Origin of the sequence: Variovorax sp. LjRoot84 (assembly GCF_964254305.1) — a bacterium.
GTDB lineage: Bacteria > Pseudomonadota > Gammaproteobacteria > Burkholderiales > Burkholderiaceae_C > Variovorax.
In genome coordinates this window covers 789,491-809,045 of record NZ_CAXUTE020000001.1, presented here as the reverse complement: position 1 = coordinate 809,045, position 19,555 = coordinate 789,491, and the positions used below count along the sequence as shown (strand labels likewise).

General features: G+C 66.8%; 23 protein-coding genes and 4 tRNA genes. 1 reads left to right on the top strand and 26 read right to left on the bottom strand.

All coding sequences use genetic code 11. From position 1 onward, the window contains the following. Positions 1-251: 251 nt before the first annotated feature. The 20 genes from rplL to trpE all read right to left on the bottom strand — a co-directional run bounded on the left by rplL (position 252) and on the right by trpE (position 12,364). The gene (gene rplL, locus ACSQ9I_RS04130; protein WP_093111297.1) at positions 252-629 is read right to left on the bottom strand and encodes a 50S ribosomal protein L7/L12; all 378 of its coding nucleotides are present in this window, start codon (positions 627-629) and stop codon (positions 252-254) included. A gap of 38 nt (positions 630-667) precedes the next feature. Continuing rightward, positions 668-1,201, bottom strand: coding sequence for a 50S ribosomal protein L10 (gene rplJ, locus ACSQ9I_RS04125; protein WP_093111295.1), 534 nt, complete (start codon positions 1,199-1,201; stop codon positions 668-670). Between the two features lie 3 nt (positions 1,202-1,204). After that, positions 1,205-1,438 carry a hypothetical protein gene (locus ACSQ9I_RS04120; protein WP_139191792.1) on the bottom strand — a complete coding sequence of 78 codons (234 nt, stop codon included), beginning with the start codon at positions 1,436-1,438 and terminating at the stop codon, positions 1,205-1,207. 7 nt (positions 1,439-1,445) lie between these two features. Then, positions 1,446-2,147 carry a 50S ribosomal protein L1 gene (gene rplA, locus ACSQ9I_RS04115; RefSeq protein WP_093111293.1) on the bottom strand — a complete coding sequence of 234 codons (702 nt, stop codon included), beginning with the start codon at positions 2,145-2,147 and terminating at the stop codon, positions 1,446-1,448. Continuing rightward, positions 2,147-2,578 carry a 50S ribosomal protein L11 gene (gene rplK / locus ACSQ9I_RS04110; RefSeq protein WP_028252759.1) on the bottom strand — a complete coding sequence of 144 codons (432 nt, stop codon included), beginning with the start codon at positions 2,576-2,578 and terminating at the stop codon, positions 2,147-2,149. The genes rplA and rplK overlap by 1 nt, the downstream gene beginning before the upstream one ends. 116 nt (positions 2,579-2,694) lie before the next feature. Beyond that, a complete protein-coding gene (gene nusG / locus ACSQ9I_RS04105; RefSeq protein WP_093111291.1) occupies positions 2,695-3,291 on the bottom strand; it encodes a transcription termination/antitermination protein NusG in 597 nt (198 codons plus the stop codon). Continuing rightward, positions 3,291-3,674, bottom strand: coding sequence for a preprotein translocase subunit SecE (secE, locus tag ACSQ9I_RS04100; RefSeq protein ID WP_436295417.1), 384 nt, complete (start codon positions 3,672-3,674; stop codon positions 3,291-3,293). The genes nusG and secE overlap by 1 nt, the downstream gene beginning before the upstream one ends. 144 nt (positions 3,675-3,818) lie before the next feature. Then, a tRNA-Trp gene (locus tag ACSQ9I_RS04095) sits at positions 3,819-3,894 on the bottom strand. A 10-nt stretch (positions 3,895-3,904) separates the two neighbouring features. Beyond that, positions 3,905-5,098 (bottom strand): elongation factor Tu, encoded by a 1,194-nt coding sequence (gene tuf, locus ACSQ9I_RS04090; protein WP_436312363.1) that lies wholly within the window; start codon positions 5,096-5,098, stop codon positions 3,905-3,907. Positions 5,099-5,174: 76 nt separating this feature from the next. Then, a tRNA-Thr gene (locus ACSQ9I_RS04085) sits at positions 5,175-5,249 on the bottom strand. Between the two features lie 40 nt (positions 5,250-5,289). Further along, positions 5,290-5,363: transfer RNA gene (locus tag ACSQ9I_RS04080), tRNA-Gly, on the bottom strand. Between the two features lie 54 nt (positions 5,364-5,417). Next, a tRNA-Tyr gene (locus ACSQ9I_RS04075) sits at positions 5,418-5,503 on the bottom strand. A gap of 102 nt (positions 5,504-5,605) precedes the next feature. After that, positions 5,606-6,310, bottom strand: coding sequence for a uracil-DNA glycosylase (locus ACSQ9I_RS04070; RefSeq protein WP_436312362.1), 705 nt, complete (start codon positions 6,308-6,310; stop codon positions 5,606-5,608). Further along, complete coding sequence (gene trpC / locus ACSQ9I_RS04065; protein ID WP_436312361.1) at positions 6,307-7,107, bottom strand: indole-3-glycerol phosphate synthase TrpC; 801 nt, start codon at positions 7,105-7,107, stop codon at positions 6,307-6,309. Before trpC ends, ACSQ9I_RS04070 begins: the two co-directional genes overlap by 4 nt. A gap of 14 nt (positions 7,108-7,121) precedes the next feature. Further along, the gene (trpD, locus tag ACSQ9I_RS04060; RefSeq protein WP_436312360.1) at positions 7,122-8,147 is read right to left on the bottom strand and encodes an anthranilate phosphoribosyltransferase; all 1,026 of its coding nucleotides are present in this window, start codon (positions 8,145-8,147) and stop codon (positions 7,122-7,124) included. 22 nt (positions 8,148-8,169) lie between these two features. Continuing rightward, complete coding sequence (locus ACSQ9I_RS04055) at positions 8,170-8,841, bottom strand: LysE family translocator (protein WP_436312359.1); 672 nt, start codon at positions 8,839-8,841, stop codon at positions 8,170-8,172. Further along, positions 8,834-9,886 (bottom strand): low-specificity L-threonine aldolase, encoded by a 1,053-nt coding sequence (gene ltaE / locus ACSQ9I_RS04050; RefSeq protein WP_436312358.1) that lies wholly within the window; start codon positions 9,884-9,886, stop codon positions 8,834-8,836. Before ltaE ends, ACSQ9I_RS04055 begins: the two co-directional genes overlap by 8 nt. Positions 9,887-9,891: 5 nt before the next feature. Continuing rightward, positions 9,892-10,476 carry an aminodeoxychorismate/anthranilate synthase component II gene (locus tag ACSQ9I_RS04045; protein WP_093110864.1) on the bottom strand — a complete coding sequence of 195 codons (585 nt, stop codon included), beginning with the start codon at positions 10,474-10,476 and terminating at the stop codon, positions 9,892-9,894. After that, a complete protein-coding gene (locus ACSQ9I_RS04040) occupies positions 10,473-10,862 on the bottom strand; it encodes a GxxExxY protein (protein ID WP_093110862.1) in 390 nt (129 codons plus the stop codon). The genes ACSQ9I_RS04045 and ACSQ9I_RS04040 overlap by 4 nt, the downstream gene beginning before the upstream one ends. After that, a complete protein-coding gene (gene trpE, locus ACSQ9I_RS04035) occupies positions 10,862-12,364 on the bottom strand; it encodes an anthranilate synthase component I (RefSeq protein WP_093110860.1) in 1,503 nt (500 codons plus the stop codon). The genes ACSQ9I_RS04040 and trpE overlap by 1 nt, the downstream gene beginning before the upstream one ends. 283 nt (positions 12,365-12,647) lie before the next feature. Between trpE and ACSQ9I_RS04030 the strand changes: the two genes are divergently transcribed. Next, a complete protein-coding gene (locus ACSQ9I_RS04030; protein WP_436312357.1) occupies positions 12,648-13,238 on the top strand; it encodes a chalcone isomerase family protein in 591 nt (196 codons plus the stop codon). Positions 13,239-13,336: 98 nt separating this feature from the next. Here ACSQ9I_RS04030 and ACSQ9I_RS04025 read toward each other — a convergent pair whose 3' ends face one another. Genes ACSQ9I_RS04025 through ACSQ9I_RS04000 form a run of 6 tightly spaced genes read right to left on the bottom strand, consistent with a single transcriptional unit; the run spans position 13,337 to position 19,549 of the window. Further along, positions 13,337-13,843, bottom strand: coding sequence for a MarR family winged helix-turn-helix transcriptional regulator (locus tag ACSQ9I_RS04025; RefSeq protein WP_093110856.1), 507 nt, complete (start codon positions 13,841-13,843; stop codon positions 13,337-13,339). Then, positions 13,840-14,616: an SDR family NAD(P)-dependent oxidoreductase gene (locus ACSQ9I_RS04020; RefSeq protein WP_436312356.1), complete on the bottom strand. Its 777-nt coding sequence runs from the start codon at positions 14,614-14,616 to the stop codon at positions 13,840-13,842. The genes ACSQ9I_RS04025 and ACSQ9I_RS04020 overlap by 4 nt, the downstream gene beginning before the upstream one ends. Positions 14,617-14,666: 50 nt before the next feature. After that, a complete protein-coding gene (locus ACSQ9I_RS04015; RefSeq protein WP_436312355.1) occupies positions 14,667-15,437 on the bottom strand; it encodes an SDR family NAD(P)-dependent oxidoreductase in 771 nt (256 codons plus the stop codon). A gap of 5 nt (positions 15,438-15,442) precedes the next feature. Continuing rightward, complete coding sequence (locus ACSQ9I_RS04010) at positions 15,443-17,050, bottom strand: ATP-dependent acyl-CoA ligase (protein ID WP_436302772.1); 1,608 nt, start codon at positions 17,048-17,050, stop codon at positions 15,443-15,445. After that, positions 17,037-17,768: an ABC transporter ATP-binding protein gene (locus tag ACSQ9I_RS04005; protein ID WP_093110848.1), complete on the bottom strand. Its 732-nt coding sequence runs from the start codon at positions 17,766-17,768 to the stop codon at positions 17,037-17,039. Before ACSQ9I_RS04005 ends, ACSQ9I_RS04010 begins: the two co-directional genes overlap by 14 nt. Continuing rightward, positions 17,765-19,549: a branched-chain amino acid ABC transporter ATP-binding protein/permease gene (locus ACSQ9I_RS04000; RefSeq protein ID WP_093110890.1), complete on the bottom strand. Its 1,785-nt coding sequence runs from the start codon at positions 19,547-19,549 to the stop codon at positions 17,765-17,767. The genes ACSQ9I_RS04005 and ACSQ9I_RS04000 overlap by 4 nt, the downstream gene beginning before the upstream one ends. Between the last annotated feature and the right edge of the window lie 6 nt (positions 19,550-19,555).

The following is a 19,555-nucleotide window of genomic DNA, read 5'->3' as shown; positions in this document are numbered from 1 at the left end:
CTTGAGCACCACTCTCCTTGGTGGCTGGCCACTACCAGCCCTGGCGGACGGTGATGCGTTGCACATCACCCGAACCAAGGGGTCTTCTGCAGTCGGGGTCAGAAGACACTCAAAAATCGTCTCGGTTTGGCTTTTCCGTCGACCTGAAGGTCTCCGGGAAAGCCGGCGCCAAGCCGGCTTTTGGGTGCGCTCTGAAAGCGGCAAAGGCTGGAGGGCCTTTCGGCACACTCCAGCCCTCCGGGAGAACCGAATTACTTCAGTTCCACCTTGGCGCCGGCGTCTTCCAGCTTCTTCTTGGCGGCTTCGGCGTCTGCCTTCGGCAGGCCTTCCTTGACGGCCTTGGGAGCGGCTTCCACCAGGTCCTTGGCTTCCTTGAGGCCCAGGCCGGTGATTTCGCGCACGGCCTTGATCGCCGACACCTTGTTCGCGCCTGCGTCGAGCAGAACGACGTTGAACTCGGTCTTCTCTTCGACGACGGCTGCAGCAGCGCCACCGCCGGCGCCGGCGGGAGCGGCCATTGCTGCGGCGCTCACGCCGAACTTCTCTTCGATGGCTTTCACCAGGTCGTTGAGTTCCAGGACCGTCATGCTGTCGAGCGCGGTCAGAAATGCGTCTTTATCGAATGCCATTTTTGATTCCTAAATAAGTTGGGTGAAAAGTCGCGCGCTTAGGCAGCGACTCCTTCTGCGGCGGGAGCTTCCGCCTGTGCTTCGCCACCACCACGCTTCTCGGCGAGCGCGGCCAGAACACGGGCCGTGCGCGAGATCGGGGATTGCATCAAGCCCAGCAGCTGCGACAACAGCACTTCCTTCGAAGGGATGTTGGCCAGTTGCTTCACGCCCTCGACGTCCAGGGCCTTGCCACCGAAAGCACCGCCGCGAATCACCAGCTTGTCGTTGGTCTTCGCGAAATCGGCCACCACTTTCGCGGCAGCCACGGCGTCTTCGGAGAAGCCATAGATCAGCGGACCGGTCATCTGGTCGGACACGATCTCAAACGAGCTACCTGCGACAGCGCGGCGTGCCAGTGTGTTCTTGAGAACACTCAGGGTCACAGCCTTGCTGCGCGCATCGTTGCGCAGTTTGGTCATGTCGGCGACCGTGATGCCACGGTACTCCGCCATCACGAGCGTTTGAGCTTTTGCGGCGAGGCTGGTCACATCACTGATGACCGCTTCTTTCTCACTGCGATTCAGACTCAAGGTCTACTCCTTTTCAATGCGCCCCTCGGCCAGAGCCTCGAGACGCGCTTCATGCAGCGACCAACTGTTTTCGGAACCAGGTTCCTCTGCAGCGGGATCGCCATCTGCGCTGGCGATTAAGTGCGGGTTGCCCTGCACACCAGCGGTCTTGGATGGCCCGGGGAAGCGCTTGAACGCCGCCCCGACCCACCACATCGCCTCGCCGCCGTTTGACCGGCGATGAGGCAAATCCTTCACAACAAACTCAACCTTGCGCGGCGATGGTTTGCGTGTCCACGCGGACACCCACACCCATCGTCGACGACACGGCCACCTTGCGCAGGTACACACCCTTGCTGGTGGCCGGCTTCGCCTTGACAAGCGCCTCGATCAGCGCCGCCAGGTTGCCCTGCAGCTTGTCGGTGTCGAACGAACGACGGCCGATGGTGCCGTGCACGATGCCGGCCTTGTCGACGCGGAACTGCACCTGGCCGGCCTTGGCGTTCTTGACGGCGGTCGCGACGTCGGGCGTCACGGTGCCGACCTTCGGGTTCGGCATCAGGCCGCGCGGGCCGAGGATCTGACCCAGCGTACCGACCACGCGCATCGCGTCCGGCGCAGCGATCACGACGTCGAAGGGCATGTCGCCAGCCTTCACCATCGCAGCCAGGTCGTCCATGCCGACGATGTCGGCGCCGGCGGCCTTGGCTTCCTCAGCCTTTGCGCCCTGGGCGAACACCGCCACGCGCTTGGTCTTGCCGGTGCCGTTGGGCAGCACGACGGCGCCGCGCACGACCTGGTCAGACTTCTTGGCATCGATGCCGAGCTGCACGGCCACGTCGATCGACTCATCGAACTTCGCGGTGGCGGCTTCCTTGATGATGCCGATCGCGTCGACGAGCGGGTACAGCTTGTTGCTGTCGACCTTGCCCACGAGCGCTTTTTGCTTCTTGGTGATCTTGGCCATTACACGCCCTCCACATTCACGCCCATCGAACGGGCGGAGCCGGCGATGGTGCGAACCGCGGCGTCCAGATCGGCTGCCGTCAGGTCCTTCATCTTGGTCTTGGCGATCTCTTCGAGCTGGGCGCGCGTGATCTTGCCGACCTTGTCGGTATGCGGACGGGCGGAACCCTTCTCGAGCTTGATGGCCTTCTTGATCAAGGTGATCGCCGGCGGCGTCTTGATGATGAAGGTGAAGCTCTTGTCGGCGAACGCGGTGATGACCACCGGCAGCGGCAGGCCCGGCTCGACGCCTTGGGTCTGCGCGTTGAACGCCTTGCAGAATTCCATGATGTTCAAACCGCGCTGGCCCAGTGCGGGACCGATCGGCGGCGACGGATTGGCTTTACCAGCTGGCACTTGCAGCTTGATGAAGCCGACGATTTTTTTCGCCATGCTTTTCTCCTTGCGGGTGATGACGCCTTGGCTTGTTCAGCCGCAGCTCCCCGGGGTTGACGACTCTTCGAATAAAACCCAGCGCCGAGTCGGGAAGCGCCAGGCCGAAACTGTCTTCAGGTCTTTTCCACCTGGCTGAACTCGAGTTCGACAGGCGTCGCGCGGCCGAAAATCATGACCGACACGCGCACCTTGCTCTTCTCGTAGTTGACTTCCTCGACCGTGCCGTTGAAGTCGGTGAACGGGCCTTCCTTGACGCGCACGAATTCGCCCACGACGAACTCGACCTTGTGGCGCGGCTTCTCGGTGCCCTGTTGCATCTGGCTGACGATGTCCTCGACCTCTTTCTGCGAGATCGGGGCCGGCCGGTTCTTCGCGCCGCCGACGAAGCCCGTCACCTTGTTGGTGTGCTTCACCAGGTGCCAGCTTTCGTCGTCCATGATCATCTCGACCAGCACGTAGCCCGGGAAGAAGCGGCGCTCGGTGGTGCGCTTCTGGCCGTTCTTGATCTCGACCACTTCTTCGGTCGGCACCAGGATGCGGCCGAACTTGCTCTGCATGCCGGCGCGGTTGATGCGCTCGAGGATGTTGCGCTCCACGGCCTTTTCCATGCCCGAGTACGCGTGCACCACGTACCAGCGCAGATCGGGGTTGGCGGGAGGTGCCAGCAGGGAAGTGCTTTCCGGCGTGGTTTCGACAGCGTCGTCAGTCATTATTTTCTCCAGCCCAGAATGAGGTCGAAGAACACCCATTCGAGCGTCTTGTCGGTGAGCCAAAGGAAGACGGACATGATCGCGACGAAGCCAAACACGTAGGCCGTCATCTGGATCGTTTCCTTGCGCGAAGGCCACACGACCTTCTTGACCTCGCGCCACGAATCGCGGCCGAAAGCCCACAGCTGACGACCGCTCTCCGAGCTCGCGAACGCGCCGACAGCGGCGGCAAGGCCCACCAGCAGGGCGGCCCACTGCACGATCGCACCTTGGCGCGAGAGCAGATAGAACGCCACGATGGCGCCCACCGCGAGCACGACAGCCACGGCCAGCTTGGCCTTGTCTGCGCCCGTACTCACGGTTTCGATTTGAGAAGTGGCCATCTTGCGGCTTTATTCCTGCGGCCTTTCGGCCTTCAATTCAATACGTCTTCTTGAGACGCCGAAGCCCGTCAGGCTATGACGGGCTTTTTCTGCCTTTCCGTCAGGCTATGACGGGCTTATTTGTTCGAGAGCACCACCCTCAGGTGGCAGGGGCAGTAGGAATCGAACCTACAACCTTCGGTTTTGGAGACCGACGCTCTGCCAATTGAGCTATACCCCTGTGCAATCCCTTATACGTCGAGGATCTTCGCCACCACGCCCGAGCCCACGGTGCGGCCGCCTTCGCGGATCGCGAAGCGCAGGCCTTCTTCCATGGCGATCGGGTTGATCAGCTTCACGGTGATGCTGACGTTGTCGCCGGGCATGACCATCTCCTTGTCCTTGGGCAGCTCGATCGCGCCGGTCACGTCCGTCGTGCGGAAGTAGAACTGCGGGCGATAGTTGTTGAAGAACGGCGTGTGACGCCCGCCCTCGTCCTTGCTCAGCACATACACCTCGGCGGTGAAGTGCGTGTGCGGCTTGATCGAGCCGGGCTTGCACAGCACCTGGCCGCGCTCGACTTCTTCGCGCTTGGTGCCGCGCAGCAGCACGCCGACGTTGTCGCCGGCCTGGCCCTGGTCCAGCAGCTTGCGGAACATTTCCACGCCGGTGCAGGTGGTCTTCACCGTCGGGCGGATGCCCACGATCTCGATTTCCTCGCCCACCTTGATGACGCCGCGCTCCACAGCGCCGGTCACCACCGTGCCGCGGCCGGAGATGGAGAACACGTCTTCCACGGGCATCAGGAAGGTGCCGTCGACCGCGCGCTCGGGCGTGGGGATGTAGTTGTCCAGCGCGTCAGCCAGCTTCATGATGGCTTCCTCGCCGAGCTTGCCCTTGTCGCCTTCCAGGGCGAGCTTGGCCGAGCCATGGATGATGGGGGTGTCGTCGCCGGGGAATTCGTACTTGTCCAGCAGCTCGCGCACTTCCATCTCGACCAGCTCCAGCAGCTCGGCGTCGTCCACCATGTCGCACTTGTTCAGGAAGACGATGATGTAGCCCACACCGACCTGACGCGCCAGCAGGATGTGCTCGCGGGTCTGGGGCATGGGGCCGTCGGCGGCCGAGCACACGAGGATGGCGCCGTCCATCTGGGCGGCACCGGTGATCATGTTCTTGACGTAGTCGGCGTGGCCGGGGCAGTCGACGTGCGCGTAGTGGCGGTTGGCCGTTTCGTATTCGACGTGGGCGGTGTTGATGGTGATGCCGCGCGCCTTTTCTTCAGGCGCCGCGTCGATCTGGTCGTAGGCCTTGGCTTCGCCGCCGAACTTCGTCGACAGCACCGTCGCAATCGCCGCCGTCAGCGTGGTCTTGCCATGGTCCACGTGACCGATCGTGCCCACGTTCACGTGCGGCTTCGTGCGGGTGAATTTTCCTTTTGCCATTTTCTCGACTCCGAAAAATAACTAGATCAACACACTGATATGGGGTTGCAACCCGAAGACTGCAACCCCAAAAACCTGGTGCCCATTGCGGGAATCGGACCCGCGACCTCTCCCTTACCAAGGGAGTGCTCTACCACTGAGCCAAATGGGCGAAATTCAAAAAAACTGTGCCTTGCGTCGAACTGGACTTCTGGAGCGGGAGACGGGAATCGAACCCGCGTCATTAGCTTGGAAGGCTAGGGTTCTACCATTGAACTACTCCCGCATTCGCGGCGCGCCAACGCTTCGAGTTTTCGCTCTGCTTTGTCCTTTTCTTCGCTGGTGGAGAGGGCTGGATTCGAACCAGCGTACTCGTAAGAGGGCAGATTTACAGTCTGCTGCCATTAACCACTCGGCCACCTCTCCGGCGAACCTCGGAATATAGCACGGTTGGGAGGGCAGGTCGATGACAGCCCCCGCCAAAAGTTGCTGCGCCGCAGGTTGCGTCGCGCATTTTACCCGGGCTAATCAAAGGCCCTGCGATTCACGCCAGGCGCGTGCCTGGCCGAAGTGGCCGCAACCGATGAAGGGCACGGGCGGGCGCAGCGCCGAGAGCGGCGAGGGATGGTTCGCGGTCAGCACCTTGTGCCGACGGGTGTCGATCAGCGCCCGCTTGCTCTGCGCGTGCGAGCCCCAGAGCATGAACACGACCGAGCGCTCGCCCTCTGCCACGTGGCGGATCACCGCGTCGGTCAGCACTTCCCAGCCGCGGCCCGCATGGCTGGCCGGCTGGGCCTCCTCCACGGTGAGGCAGGTGTTGAGTAGCAGCACGCTGTGCGTCGCCCACTTGACCAAGCTGCCGCCCGGATCCGGGAACCTGGGCGGCGAGGTGCCCAGATCGCGTTCGAGCTCCTTGAAGATGTTGCGCAGCGAAGGCGGCAGCGCAACGCCCGGCGCCACCGAGAAGGCCAGCCCCTCGGCTTGGCCGCGGCCGTGGTACGGGTCCTGGCCCAGGATCACCACGCGCACCGTCTCGGGCGGCGTGAGCTCCAGCGCGCGCAGCGGCTGCGGCGGGAAGATCACCGCACCGGCGTCCAGCCTCTCGCGCAGGAAGCCGAGCAGCTTCTGCCCGACCGGCCCACCGAAAAAGCCGTCGACCAGCGGCTGCCAGCCTGGTGCGACGGGCCAATCGGCCGGATCGCAGCTCGCCAGCTGATTGGCCAACGCGCTCATTGGAAGAGTTCGGCGAGCGCCTCGCCCGGTTCGTCGGCGCGCATGAAAGCCTCGCCGACCAGGAAGGCATGCACCCCCGCCGCGCGCAGCTTCGCGACCTCGTCGCGCGTCGAAATGCCCGATTCGGTGACCAGCAGGCGCCCGGCCGGCACCTTGGGCAGCAGGTCGATGGTGGTTTGCACCGACACCTCGAAAGTGCGCAGGTTGCGGTTGTTGACACCGATCAACGGCGTTTTGAGCTTCAGCGCGCGATCGAGCTCGGCGCCATCGTGCACCTCGACCAGTACCGCCATGCCGAGCCCCACGGCGATCGCTTCAAAGTCGCGCATCTGCGTATCGTCGAGGCAGGCCGCGATCAGCAGGATCGCGTCGGCACCCATCGCGCGCGATTCGTAGACCTGGTAGGCATCGACGATGAAATCCTTGCGCAGCACCGGCAGATCGCAGGAGGCGCGCGCCTGCTTGAGGTAGTCGACGCCGCCCTGGAAGAACTGGCGGTCGGTCAGCACCGAGAGGCAGGCCGCGCTGATCTTGCCGTCGCCTTCGGCATAGCTCTGCGCGATATCGGCCGGGATGAACTCTTCGCGCAGCACGCCCTTGCTCGGGCTGGCTTTCTTGATCTCGGCGATCACCGCCGCCTGGCCGGCCGCGATCTTGGCCCGCAGGGCGCCGACGAAGTCGCGCGTGAGCACGCGGCTTTCGGCATCGAAGCGCACGGCTTCGAGCGAGCTTCTCTTCTGCGCTGCTGCGACCTCTTCGCGCTTGACGGCAACGATCTTCTCGAGGATGTCGGACATGGTTCCCTGCTCTCTCAACTGACGGACGTCGCCTTGACCAGCTCGGCCAGCTTGGCCTTGGCTGCGCCGGAGTCGATGGCGGCGCGCGCGCGCGCCACGCCCGCGCCGATCGAATCCACCAGATTGGCCGCATAGAGCGCCGCGCCGGCATTGAGCACGACGATGTCGCGCGCCGCGCCGGGCTGGTTGTCGAGCACGCCGAGCAGCATCGCTTTCGACTGCTCCGGCGTCTCGACGCGCAGCGCGCGGTTGCTCGACATCTGGAAGCCGAAGTCCTCGGGATGCAGCTCGTACTCGAGGATCTCGCCGTTCTTCAACTCACCGACCATGGTGGCGGCCCCGAGCGAGATCTCGTCCATGCCGTCGCGCCCATAGACCACCAGCGCATGCTCCGCGCCCAGCCGCTGCAGCGCGCGCACCTGGATGCCGACCAGGTCGGGATGGAACACGCCCATCAGGATGTTGGGCGCGCCGGCCGGATTGGTGAGCGGCCCCAGGATGTTGAAGATGGTCTTGATGCCGAGTTCCTTGCGCACCGGCGCCACGTTCTTCATGGCCGGATGATGGTTCGGCGCGAACATGAAGCCGATGCCGACATCGGCGATGCATTGCGCGATCTGCTCGGGCTTAAGGTTGATGTTGATGCCCAACGACTCCAGCACGTCGGCGCTGCCCGACTTGCTGCTCACGCTGCGCCCGCCGTGCTTGCTGACCTTGGCACCCGCAGCGGCGGCGACGAACATCGAGCAGGTCGAGATGTTGAAGGTGTGCGAGCCGTCGCCGCCGGTGCCGACGATGTCCACCAAATTCGTGGTGTCGGCCACCTGCACCTTGGTCGACACCTCGCGCATCACCTGCGCGGCGGCGGTGATCTCGCCGATGGTTTCCTTCTTGACGCGCAGGCCGGTGATGAGCGCCGCCATCATCACCGGCGAGCATTCGCCGCTCATGATGAGGCGCACGATGTGCAGCATCTCGTCGTGGAACACCTCGCGGTGTTCGATGGTGCGCTGCAGGGCTTCCTGGGGGGTGATGGGCATGATGAAGTCTCCCTCGGTTGTTTCAGTGAGCGTGAGCTGCCGCGAGCGGATTCTCGGACAGCGCGAGCTTGATGCCAAAGCCGACAAACAGGGCGCCCGCGCCGCGCTCCAGCCAGTGCATGCCGCGCTGCACCGCGCCGACGCGGCGCGCCGTCCAGCCGGCCAGCAACGCCCAGGCGACGTTCACGAAGATCGCGTTGAAGTTGAACAGTGCGCCCAGCAGGAAGAACACCAGCGGCTTGTTCGCCGCATCGGGCGCAATGAACTGCGGCACGAAGGCCAGGAAGAACAGCGCCACCTTGGGGTTGAGCACATTGGTCCAGAAGCCGCCGAGGAACACACTCTTCATGCTGGCGGGGCCCGCCGCATCTGCATCGGCGCGCACCCGCGCCGACGGGTCTTTGCCCGGCCGCGACAGCAGCATGCGCACGCCGACCCACAGCAGGTAGGCCGCGCCCAGCCACTTGAGGGCGGTGAACAGGGTGGTCGATGCCGCCATCAGCGCGCTCACGCCCACCGCGGCGGCGGTGATGTGCACGAAGCAGCCGGCCGTGATGCCGATGCCCGCCACGATGCCGGCGCGCGTGCCCGAGCGCAGCGCGCGGCTCACGATGTAGAGCACATCGGGGCCCGGCGTGAGATTCAGCAGCAGGCCGGCGGCGATGAACAGCAGCAGGGAATGGAGTTCAGGCATGGAAGAAGCTCCGGATCGCGCCGATGGCGCGGTCGATGCCGGCTGCGTCGACATCGAGATGGGTCGCGAAGCGCAGCCGATACAAGCCGGTGGCAAGCACGCCGTTTTGCTTCAGGTGCGCCAGCAGCTCGGCCGAGCGCGCCTGCGCCTCGCCCCTCAGGTCGACGAACAGCAGGTTGGTCTGCGGCGTCTCGACCTGCAGCCCGGGAATCCCGGCCAGGCCGTCGGCCAGCCGGCGCGCGAGCGCGTGGTCCTGCTCGAGGCGGTCGATGTGGTGTTGCAGCGCATGAGAAGCAGCGGCCGCCAGCATGCCGGCCTGCCGCATGCCGCCGCCGGCCATTTTGCGGATGCGGTGGGCGCGCGCGATCAGCTCGCGCGAGCCGCACAGTGCCGAACCCACCGGGGCGCCGAGGCCCTTGCTGAAGCAGACCGAGACGCTGTCGAAGCACTGTGCGATGCGGCGCGCTTCGGCGCGCGCCTCGGTGCCGCGCTGGGCGGCCTGTGCAACGGCGGCATTGAAGAGCCGTGCGCCGTCCAGATGGCGGCCCAGGCCCTTGCGCTGCGCCAGTTGCGTCGCCTCTTCGACATAGCTGAAGGGCAGCAGCTTGCCGCCGATCGTGTTTTCCAGCGCCAGCAACCGGGTGCGCGCGAAATGCGCGTCGTCGGGCTTGATGGCAGCCTCGATGTCTTTCAGCGCCAGCGAGCCGTCCGGCTGGTGCTCGAGCGGCTGCGGCTGCACGCTGCCGAACACTGCGGCGCCGCCGCCTTCCCAGCGGTAGCAATGCGCCAGCTGGCCGACGATGTATTCGTCGCCGCGCTGGCAATGGGCCAGGATCGCGCAGAAGTTGCTCTGGGTGCCGGTCGGCACGAACAGCGCCGCTTCGAAGCCCAGCATCTCGGCGATCTGCGACTGCAGCGCGTTGACGCTCGGGTCGTCGCCGAACACGTCGTCGCCCAGCGGCGCTTCGAGCATGGCCTGGCGCATCGCGGCCGTCGGCCGGGTGACGGTGTCGCTGCGCAGGTCCACCAGGGTCGTCGTGCTCATGCGGGTCACTCCAGAAAGTTCTTGAGCATGGCATGGCCGTGCTCGGTCAGGATCGATTCGGGGTGGAACTGAACGCCCTCGATGCGCACCGCGGGTGCAAAGCCCGTGTGGCGCACGCCCATGATCTCGCCATCGTCGGTCCAGGCGGTGATCTTGAGCTCGCGCGGGCAGGAGTCGCGCTCGATGGACAGCGAGTGGTAGCGATTGACGCTGAATTTCTCGGGCAGCCCGGCGAACACGCCCTCGCGCGTGGTCGTGATCTCGCTGGTCTTGCCGTGCATCAGTTGCTGCGCGCGAACGATCCTGCCGCCGAAGGCCGCGCCGATCGCCTGGTGCCCGAGGCAGACGCCGAGGATCGGCAGCTGGCCTGCGAACTCCTTGATGGCCGCCACCGACACCCCCGCTTCGGCCGGCGAGCACGGCCCCGGCGAAACCACCAACCGCGCGACGCCGGCGGCAACGCGCTCGCGCAGACCTTCGATCGTGATCTCGTCGTTGCGAAACACCTCGACCTCGGCGCCGAGTTCGCCGAAATACTGCACCAGGTTGTAGGTGAAGCTGTCGTAGTTGTCGATCATCAGGAGTTTCATGGCTTGGCTCCGATCCGATGCACGCCCTTGACCACCGGGAACACGTTGAAATTGATGAGCAGGCCCAGCGGCAGCCCCGACAGCCGCACCGCCGCCTGCGCCTGCGCGCGATGCAGGTCGGTCAGTGCATCGACCGCTTTCACCTCGACGATGAGCGATTGCTCGACCACGAAGCCCGCACGGCAGACCTCACCGAGCGAGCGGCCCTTGTAGCTGGCCGACACCGGCACGTCCCGCACGAAGCCGATCTCGCGTTCGGCGAGTTCGATCTCCAGCGCGGCGGCGTACGCCTCCGCGGGCAGGCCGACGCCGAGCACGCGCTGCACCTCGACCGCGGCGCCGATGATCTCGTGCGAGAAGTCGTTGTTCTGAAATTCGTCGGCCATCACTCGAGCCCTTCCTCGACCAGTTCGGCGGCGCGCAGCAGCGCCCGCGCCTTGGCCTCGGTTTCCTTCCACTCCAATTCGGGCACCGAGTCGGCCACCACGCCGGCCGCTGCCTGCACATGCAGCATCTGGTCCTTCACGATCCCGGTGCGGATCGCGATCGCGACGTCCATGTCGCCCGCATAGCTGATGTAGCCGCAGGCGCCGCCGTAGAGGCCGCGCTTGGTCGGCTCCAGCTGATCGATGAGCTCCATCGCGTGCACCTTGGGCGCACCGGTCAGCGTGCCGGCCGGAAAGGTGGCCTTGAGCACGTCGATCGCGGTCATGCCGTCTTTCAGCGTGCCTTCGACGTTGCTCACGATATGCATCACATGGCTGTAGCGCTCGACGGCGAAGGCCTCCGTCACCTTGACGCTGCCGGTCTTGGCGATGCGGCCGATGTCGTTGCGCGCCAGGTCGATCAGCATCACGTGCTCGGCGCGCTCCTTGGGGTCGTTGATCAGCTCGGCCTCGGCCGCGCGGTCGAGCTCGGGCGAGGCGCCGCGCGGGCGCGTGCCGGCCAGCGGGCGAATGGTGATCTTCTGCTCGCCCTCGCCGGTGTGCTCCTGCCGCACCAGGATCTCGGGCGAGGCGCCGACCACGTGGAAATCGCCCAGGTGGTAGTAGTACATATAGGGCGACGGGTTGAGCGAGCGCAGCGCGCGGTACAGCGACAGCGGCGACTCGGTATAGCGCTTGCTGATGCGCTGGCCCACCTGCACCTGCATGAAGTCGCCGGCCGCGATCAGCTCCTTGGCGCGCTCGACCGCCGCCAGGTAGTCGGCCTTGGCGAAGCTGCGTTCGGGCGGGTGTGCCTGCGTCGGCCTCACCTGCGGCGCGCTCACCGAGTACTTGAGCTGCTCGCGCAGTTCGCGCAGCCGCCGCTTGGCATTGGCGTACGCCTCGGGCTGGGCAGGGTCGGCATAGACGATCAGGTAGAGCTTGCCGGAGAGGTTGTCGATGACCGCCAGTTCCTCGCATTGCAAGAGGAGGATGTCGGGGCAGCCCAGCGTGTCCGGCGGGCAGCTCTGCTCGAGCTTCTTCTCGATATGGCGCACCGTGTCGTAGCCGAAGTAGCCGGCCAGGCCGCCGCAGAAGCGCGGCAACCCGGGCCTGAGCGCCACCTTGAAGCGCTTCTGGTAGGCCGCGACGAAATCGAGCGGATTCCCCTTGGCCGTCTCGACGACCTTGCCGCCGGTCACGACCTCGGTCAGCGCGTCGTCGCCGAAGCCGCTCGCGCGCAGCAGGGTGCGCGCCGGCAGCCCGATGAAGCTGTAGCGGCCGAAGCGCTCGCCGCCCACCACCGATTCGAGCAGGAAGCTGTGCTTGCCGCCCTCCTTGGTATGGGCGAGCTTCAGGTAGAGGGAAAGCGGGGTTTCGAGGTCGGCAAAGGCCTCGACCATCAGCGGGATGCGGTTGTAGCCCTGCGCGCTGAGGCTCTTGAATTCGAGTTCGGTGATCACGGGTGGGGTCTCCGTCGGCCAGTGACGCTTCGAGGTCGCTGGCGGGGTCATTCAGGTGAGTGGCCGGGTCGGGATGACCGCGGGCCGCGGGCGCACGGCGTGCGCCATGCAATCAAACAGGCAACGACGATGGCGTGCGCCAAGGCCAGGCTCCCCGGCTGCCTTGACCTGTCTGAATGACGTGATGAATGAACATGGAAGCGTGAGTTTAGCCCAGCGACAAGGCCTGTACAAAAAGATACATTGAGGCACTTTAAATTTTTCGCTGACGGAGACAAACCCGATGACCCAGCCTGCCCTGCGGCGCGCGCTCGCACTGACCACCCTCGCCCTCGCCTCGCTCGCTGCCTCGGCCGCCCCGGTCGAGGTGGCCGGCGTCAAGCTCGACGATGCGCTCGATCTCAAGGGCAGCAAGCTGCAGCTCAACGGGGCCGGCGTGCGCTACAAGGCCGTGTTCAAGGTCTACACCGCCGGCCTCTACCTGGGCAAGAAGGCCTCGACCACCGAGGAAGTGCTGGCCGTGCCCGGCGCCAAGCGCATGGCGATCACCATGCTGCGCGACATCGATGCCAACGAACTGGGCAAGCTGTTCACGCGCGGCGTGGAAGACAACTCGCCCAAGACCGAGATGCTGCAGCTGATTCCCGGCCTGGTGCGCATGGGCCAGATGTTCGCCGACCAGAAGCAGTTGAAGGCCGGGGACGCCTTCACCGTCGACTGGGTGCCGGGCACCGGTACCGTGATCTCGGTCAAGGGCGTGGCCCAGGGCGAGCCGATCAAGGAGCAGGCTTTCTTCAATGCGCTGATGCGCATCTGGCTCGGCCCGAACCCGGCCGATTGGAAGCTGAAGGACGCGCTGCTCGGCAAGGGCTAGGGGGCGGCTTCGACAGGCTCAGCCCGAACGGGGTGGGGGTCCGTGGTCCTCGTTACCTCCCATTCGCCCTGAGCTTGTCGAAAGGCTCGCCTCGCCGGCTAGCGCACAAGGTGCACGCGCAGCGCCCCCAGCTGCGCGTACAGCTGCTGCACCGCTTTCGCGTCCAGGCCCGAGAACATCTCGAGCAGCCATTCCTCGTGCTCCTTGGCCATGGCCTCGAAGCTGCGGCGGCCCTTCGGCGTCAGGCTCACGATCCAGGCCCTGCGGTCTTCCGGGCTGGCCGAGCGCTGCACCACGCCTTCGCGCTCCAGCTCGTCGGTCAGGCCGGTGACGTTGCCGCCGGTCACCATCAGGTAGCGCGAGAGCACGCGCATCTTGAGACCGTCGCGGTAGCGGTAGAGCTGCGCCATGTAGTCGAAGCGGGCCAGCGAGATGTCGAAGCGCTCGCGCAGCCGCTTGCGGATCTCGGCCTCGATCTGGGTGGTGCTGGCCAGCATTCGCAGCCAGAGCTTGAGCACCGCATGGTCGCCGGTGCCGGCCCGCGCTTCGTGGCCCAGCTCCTGCGCGTCGCTGAGCAGCGCGTGCGAGGCGTCGTTCTGCTTCATGTGACTTCGCCTCCAGACACCGAGATGGACTGGCCGTTGACCGAAGCCGCGCCCTCGCCGCAGAGCCAGCGCACCGCATCGGCCACTTCCGCAGGCTGCACGATGCGCCGCTGCGGATTGACGACCGCGAACTCGGCCAGCGCATCGTCGGCGCTGCGGCCGGTCTTCTGGACCACGTTGGCCACGCTGTCGCGCAGGATGTCGGTGTCGGTGTAGCCGGGGCATACCGCATTGACGGTGACGCCCTTCCTCGCCATCTCCAGCGCCAGCGAACGCGTCAAGCCGATCACGCCGTGCTTGGCGGCCGTGTAGGCCGAGACGTAGGCATAGCCCTTCTGCCCGGCCGTGCTCGCGATGTTGACGATGCGGCCCCAGCCGGCCTCGAGCATGTCGGGCAGCGCGGCCTGGGCGCAGAGGAAGCTTCCGGTCAGGTTGACGGACAGCATGCGCTGCCAGAGCTCGACCGAAGTTTTCAGGAACGGCACGCTCTCCGCCGCACCGGCGTTGTTGACGAGGATGGCGATCGGGCCCCGCGCCGCGCGCGCCTGGGCGAACGCGCCTTGCACGGCCTGTACATCGGCCACGTCGGCCGCGACCACGCCGTGGCCGCTGCCCGCGAGCGAATCGACGACGCGCTGGAGCGCGTCACGGTCGCGTCCGAGCAAAGTCAGCACCGCGCCCTCGGCGGCCAGCGTGCGCGCGATCTCCGCGCCGATGCCGCGCGCGGCGCCGGTCACGAGGGCATGGCGCCCGGTCAGTGAATTTGTTTGCATGCCTGAATGGTTTAGTCCTGAATCATTCTAGTGGCGCGCCGTGTCATGCCTCAGCGCATGAGCCGCCCGCCGTTGAGGTCCAGCGTCGCGCCCGTCATGAAGGCCGCGGCCGGCGATGCGAGGTAGACCACGGCCGCGGCCACCTCCTCCGGCTCGCCGAAGCGGCCGAGCGGAATGCCGGCCGACACCGTGCGCTGCTGCATCCGGCTCATCGCATCGAGCACCGGACTGCGCACCGCCGCCGGTGCCAGTGCGTTCACCGTGACGCCGTGCGGCGCCAGTTCCTGCGCGAAAGAACGGGTCAGCGCCACGATGCCCGCCTTGGACGCGGCGTAGTGAACGCCGGTCGCCGCGCTGGCCTGCTGCCCGGCGATCGACGACAGGTTGATGATCCGGCCCGCGCCCCGCTCGCGCATGTGGCGCCCGGCGATGCGGCAGCCGAAGAAGCTGCCGCGCAGGTTCACGGCCAGCACCTCGTCCCACTCCTCGGTTGTGATGTCCCAGATCGAGGAGTACAGCGTGCGGGCGGCGTTGTTCACCATCACATCGATGCCGCCGAAGTGCTGCACGCCCGCATCGAAGCACAGCCAGAAGGCAGCCTCGTCGCGCACATCGAGCTGCATGGCGATGCAGTCATGGCCGTCTGCGCGCAGCGCCGCCGCGGCCGCGTCGACCGCGCCGTCGACATCGGCGAGCACGACGCGCGCCCCCGCCTCGGCCAGGCCGCGCGCGATCGCGGCACCCAGGCCTTGCGCTGCACCGGTCACGAAGACGCCCTGCCCGGCCAGCGAGAACAGCGGTGCGTCCGGGTGCGCAGCCATGCGATTCAGCCCTTGGCCGGCGGGCGAGCCGCGGGTCCGCGGTCCCAGGTGATCGCGCTCACGCCGCGCTCGCGCAGCTTGTACTTCTGCACCTTGCCGTTCTCGGTGCGCGGCAGGTCGGGCAGCAGGTCGACATAGCGCGGCAGCGCGAAGTAAGGCAGGCGCGATTCGCAGTACGCCAGCAGCTCGACCGGATCGATGCGCTGCCCGTCACGCGCCACCAGTGCGGCCATCACCTCGTCCTCGGCCAGTTCGGAACGCACGGGGTAGACCGCGCAGCCCGCCACGGCCGGGTGGCTCAGCAGCACCTGCTCGACCTCGAAGGAGGAGATGTTCTCGCCGCGCCGGCGGATCGCGTCCTTGATGCGGTCGACGAAGCGGAAGGCGCCGTCGGCATCGCGCACCACGCGGTCGCCGGTATGGAACCAGAGGTTGCGCCAGGCCTCGACGGTTTTCTCGGGCATGTTGAGGTAGCCGCTCGCGAAGGCGTAGGGTTCATGAGCGCGCAACAGCAGCTCGCCTGCCTCGCCGTTCGGGAGTTCGACATCGTCCTCGTCCGCCACGCGCGCCTGGAAGCCGGGTCGCAGCCACCCCATCACGCCGCCGCGCGGCGAATCGGGCGCGGTGGCGATTGCGAAATTTGTTTCGGTGGAGCCGTAGCCTTCCAGCAGCCGGACGCCGGTGCGCTCGAAGAAGGCCTGGCCCGCCGCGGCCGGCACGCCGGGGCCGAGCCCGGTGCGCACGCGGTGCTCACGCTCGCCGGACCCCTCGGGCTGCGCCAGCAGTATCGGCACCATCGCGCCGAGCAGGTAGACCACCGTCGCACCCGAGGCGCGCATCGTGGGCCAGAAGCCCGAGGCCGAGAAGCGCGCCTCGAACACCACCTCGCAACCCGTGATCGCGGCCTGCGCGAAGGTGTTGAGTGCGTTGATGTGAAAGAGCGGCAGCGTGGTGCACAGCACGTCCTCCGCCTCGACGCCCAGCACGTCGGCACTGTTGACGCCCCACCAGTGGTACTGCGCATGCGGGCAGACCACGCCCTTGGCCGGGCCGGTGGTGCCGGAGGTGTAGAGGATGGCGAGCGGATCGCCGGGTTGCACCTTCGCCGGCGCGAGCGAGGCGGTTGCGGCGGGATACGGCAGCACGCGAATGCCCGGCCACGCAGCGCGATCGGCGTCCTCGCCCAGCACCCAGATCTCGCGCAGCGAAGTGCGCGCGAGGTCGGCCGCCTGCAAGCGCTCTACGAAAGCCTCTTCGATCACCAGCAGCTTCGCCTCACTGTTGGAAAGGAAGTACTCGATCTGCGGCCCCATCGACGCGGTGTTGATCGGCACCGTCGAGGCGCCGAGCCAGCCGCAGCCGAGGAACACTTCGAGAAACTCGATGCGGTTGCCGCTCATCACGGCCACCCGGTCGCCGCGCTGCACGCCCGCCTCGGCCAATGCCGCAGCGCGAAGGCCCGCGGCCTGCGCCGCATCGCGGTGCGACCACGACCGCCCCGCGATGCGCAGCAATGGACGTTCGCCGAACAGCACCGCCTGCCGCTGCAGCATCGCGGGCAGCGTACGCTGACCCGGAGGCAGCGGACTCGCCGCTCGCTCATCCGTCGCCATTGGTACCTCCGCCAAGGTAGGTGGCCTGCACGCGCGGATCGCTGGCAAGCTCCTGCGAGGCGCCCGAGAGCGCGATCTCGCCGGTCTCCAGCACGTATCCGTGGTCCGAACTCTCCAGCGCGGCGCGCGCGTTCTGCTCCACCAGCAGGATCGACACGCCGTCTTCGCGCAGCTTGCGCACGATGGCCAGGATGTCGCGCACGATCAGCGGCGCCAGCCCGAGGCTGGGCTCGTCCAGCATCAAGAGGCGCGGCGCCGACATCAGCGCGCGGCCCACGGCCAGCATCTGCCGCTCGCCGCCCGAGAGCGTGTCGGCGCGCTGCGCGCGGCGCTCGGCCAGGCGCGGGAAGCGGTCGTACACCGACTGCAGCCGGCGCTTCAGGGCATCGCTGCGGAGCCGGCTGCCGAAGGCGCCGAGCTGCAGGTTGTCGAGCACGGTCAGCTCGCCGAAGAGCTCGCGCTTCTCGGGCACCAGGCACAGGCCGCGCTCCACGCGCGCCTCGACGTCGAGCCCGTGCAGGTCTTCGCCCTCGAAGCGCAGCAAGCCCTTGCAGGGCAGCAAGCCCATCGCAGCAGCCAGCAGCGTGGTCTTGCCGGCGCCGTTGGGGCCGATCACCGAGATGATCTGGCCGTGCTCCAGGTTGAGCGACACGCCGCGCACGGCATCGACCTGGCCGTACGAAACGTGAAGGTCCCCGATCTCGAGCATCGCAGTCATACGACGCTCCCGAGATACGCTGCCTGCACGCGCTCGTCCGCGCGCACCGCCGAGGGCACGCCCTCGACCAGCTTGGAGCCGAAGTTCATCACCACCAGGCGATCCACCAGTTTCATGACGAAGTCCATGTCGTGCTCGACGATGAGGATGGTCACGCCCTCCTCGCGCAGCTTGCGCAGCAGGTCGCCGAGCGCCATCTTCTCCTTGCGGCGCAAGCCGGCGGCCGGCTCGTCGAGCACCAGCAGCACCGGGTCGGCCGCGAGCGCGCGCGCGATCTCCAGGATGCGCTGCGTGCCCAGCGGCAGGCTGCCCGCGAGTTCGTGCGCGCGGTCGCCCAGGCCGATGCGGTCGAGCTGCCGCTGCGCCTCCTGCAGGATCTGGCGTTCCTCGGTGCGGTCGAGCCGCAGCCCCGCCTTCAGCACGCCCGAACGCGTACGCGAATGGGCGCCGAGCGCGACGTTGTCCAGCAGGCTCATGTGCGGCCTGAGCTTCACGTGCTGGAAGGTGCGCGCCAAGCCGAGTCGCGCGACCTTGCGCTGCGGCATGCCCGCGATGTCCTGGCCCAGAAAGCGCACCTGCCCGGCCGTCATCGGCAGCGTGCAGGTCAGCAGGTTGAACATGGTCGACTTGCCGGCGCCATTGGGGCCGATCAGGCCCATGATCTCGCCGGCCTTCACGTCGAAGCTGACATCGTTGACGGCCACTAGCCCGCCGAAGCGCTTGACCGCGCCGGTGACCGACAGGATCGGCGCGCCGCGATCGGGCAGCGTGCGATGCGTCAGCGGCGAAACGAGCGGCATGGGCTCGCGAGGCGCCTGCGATCCCGAAAACCGGTGCGTCCAGCGCCGCACGAAGCCCATCAGCCCGCCGCGCGCGAAGTGCAGCAGCAGGATGAAGAGCGTCGCGAAGGCCACCGCCTCGAGCTGCCCGGCGCGCTGGGTCAGCAGGGGCAGCACGTCTTGCAGCCCGTTCTTGAGGATGAGCACCAGCGCCGCGCCGACCAGCGCGCCCGTCAGTTGCCCAAGCCCGCCGGCCACGGCCATCAGCAGGTACTCGATGCTGGCGCGCACGTCGAAGGGCGAGGGGCTGACGAAGCGGTTCATGTGCGCATAGAGCCAGCCCGCGAGGCCGGCGAAGAGGGCAGCCGTCACGAAGAGCGTGAGCCGCACGCGATAGGCATCCGCGCCGACGCTGGCCAGCAGGATCGCACCGCCGCGCAGGCTGCGGATCGCGCGGCCCGGCCGCGACTGCAGCAGGTTGCGACTGAACAGGAAGGCCAACCCGACCAGCCCCCAGATCAGGTAGTAGATCGCGCGCGGATCGGCCAGCGACCAGGTGCCGATGGTCAGCGCCGGAATGTTCGACAGACCGGTGTGGCGCCCCAGCGCATCGACGTTGCCGAAGAGCATCGCGATCGACAAGCCCCACGCGATAGTGGACAGCGGCAGGAAGTGCCCGCCCAGCCGCAAGGTGAGCAGGCCGATGGCCAGCGCCGAGAGACCGGTCAGCAGCAGCGAGAACGCCAGCCCCAGCCAGGGCGACATCCCCTGCGTGGTGCTGAGCCAGGCCGTGGCATAGGCGGCGATGCCGACGAAGGCCGCCTGCCCGAAGGAGGTCGCGCCGCCGATGCCGGTGAGCAGCACCAGGCCCAGCGCGACCAGCGCGCCGATGCCGATGTCGTTCAACAGCGAAACCGTGAAGTTGCCGGCGAGCAGCGGCACCACGGCCAGCGCGACGACGACGAGGCCGATCCAGAGCAGGCGCTTGGAAGCAGGGTTCATCGACCT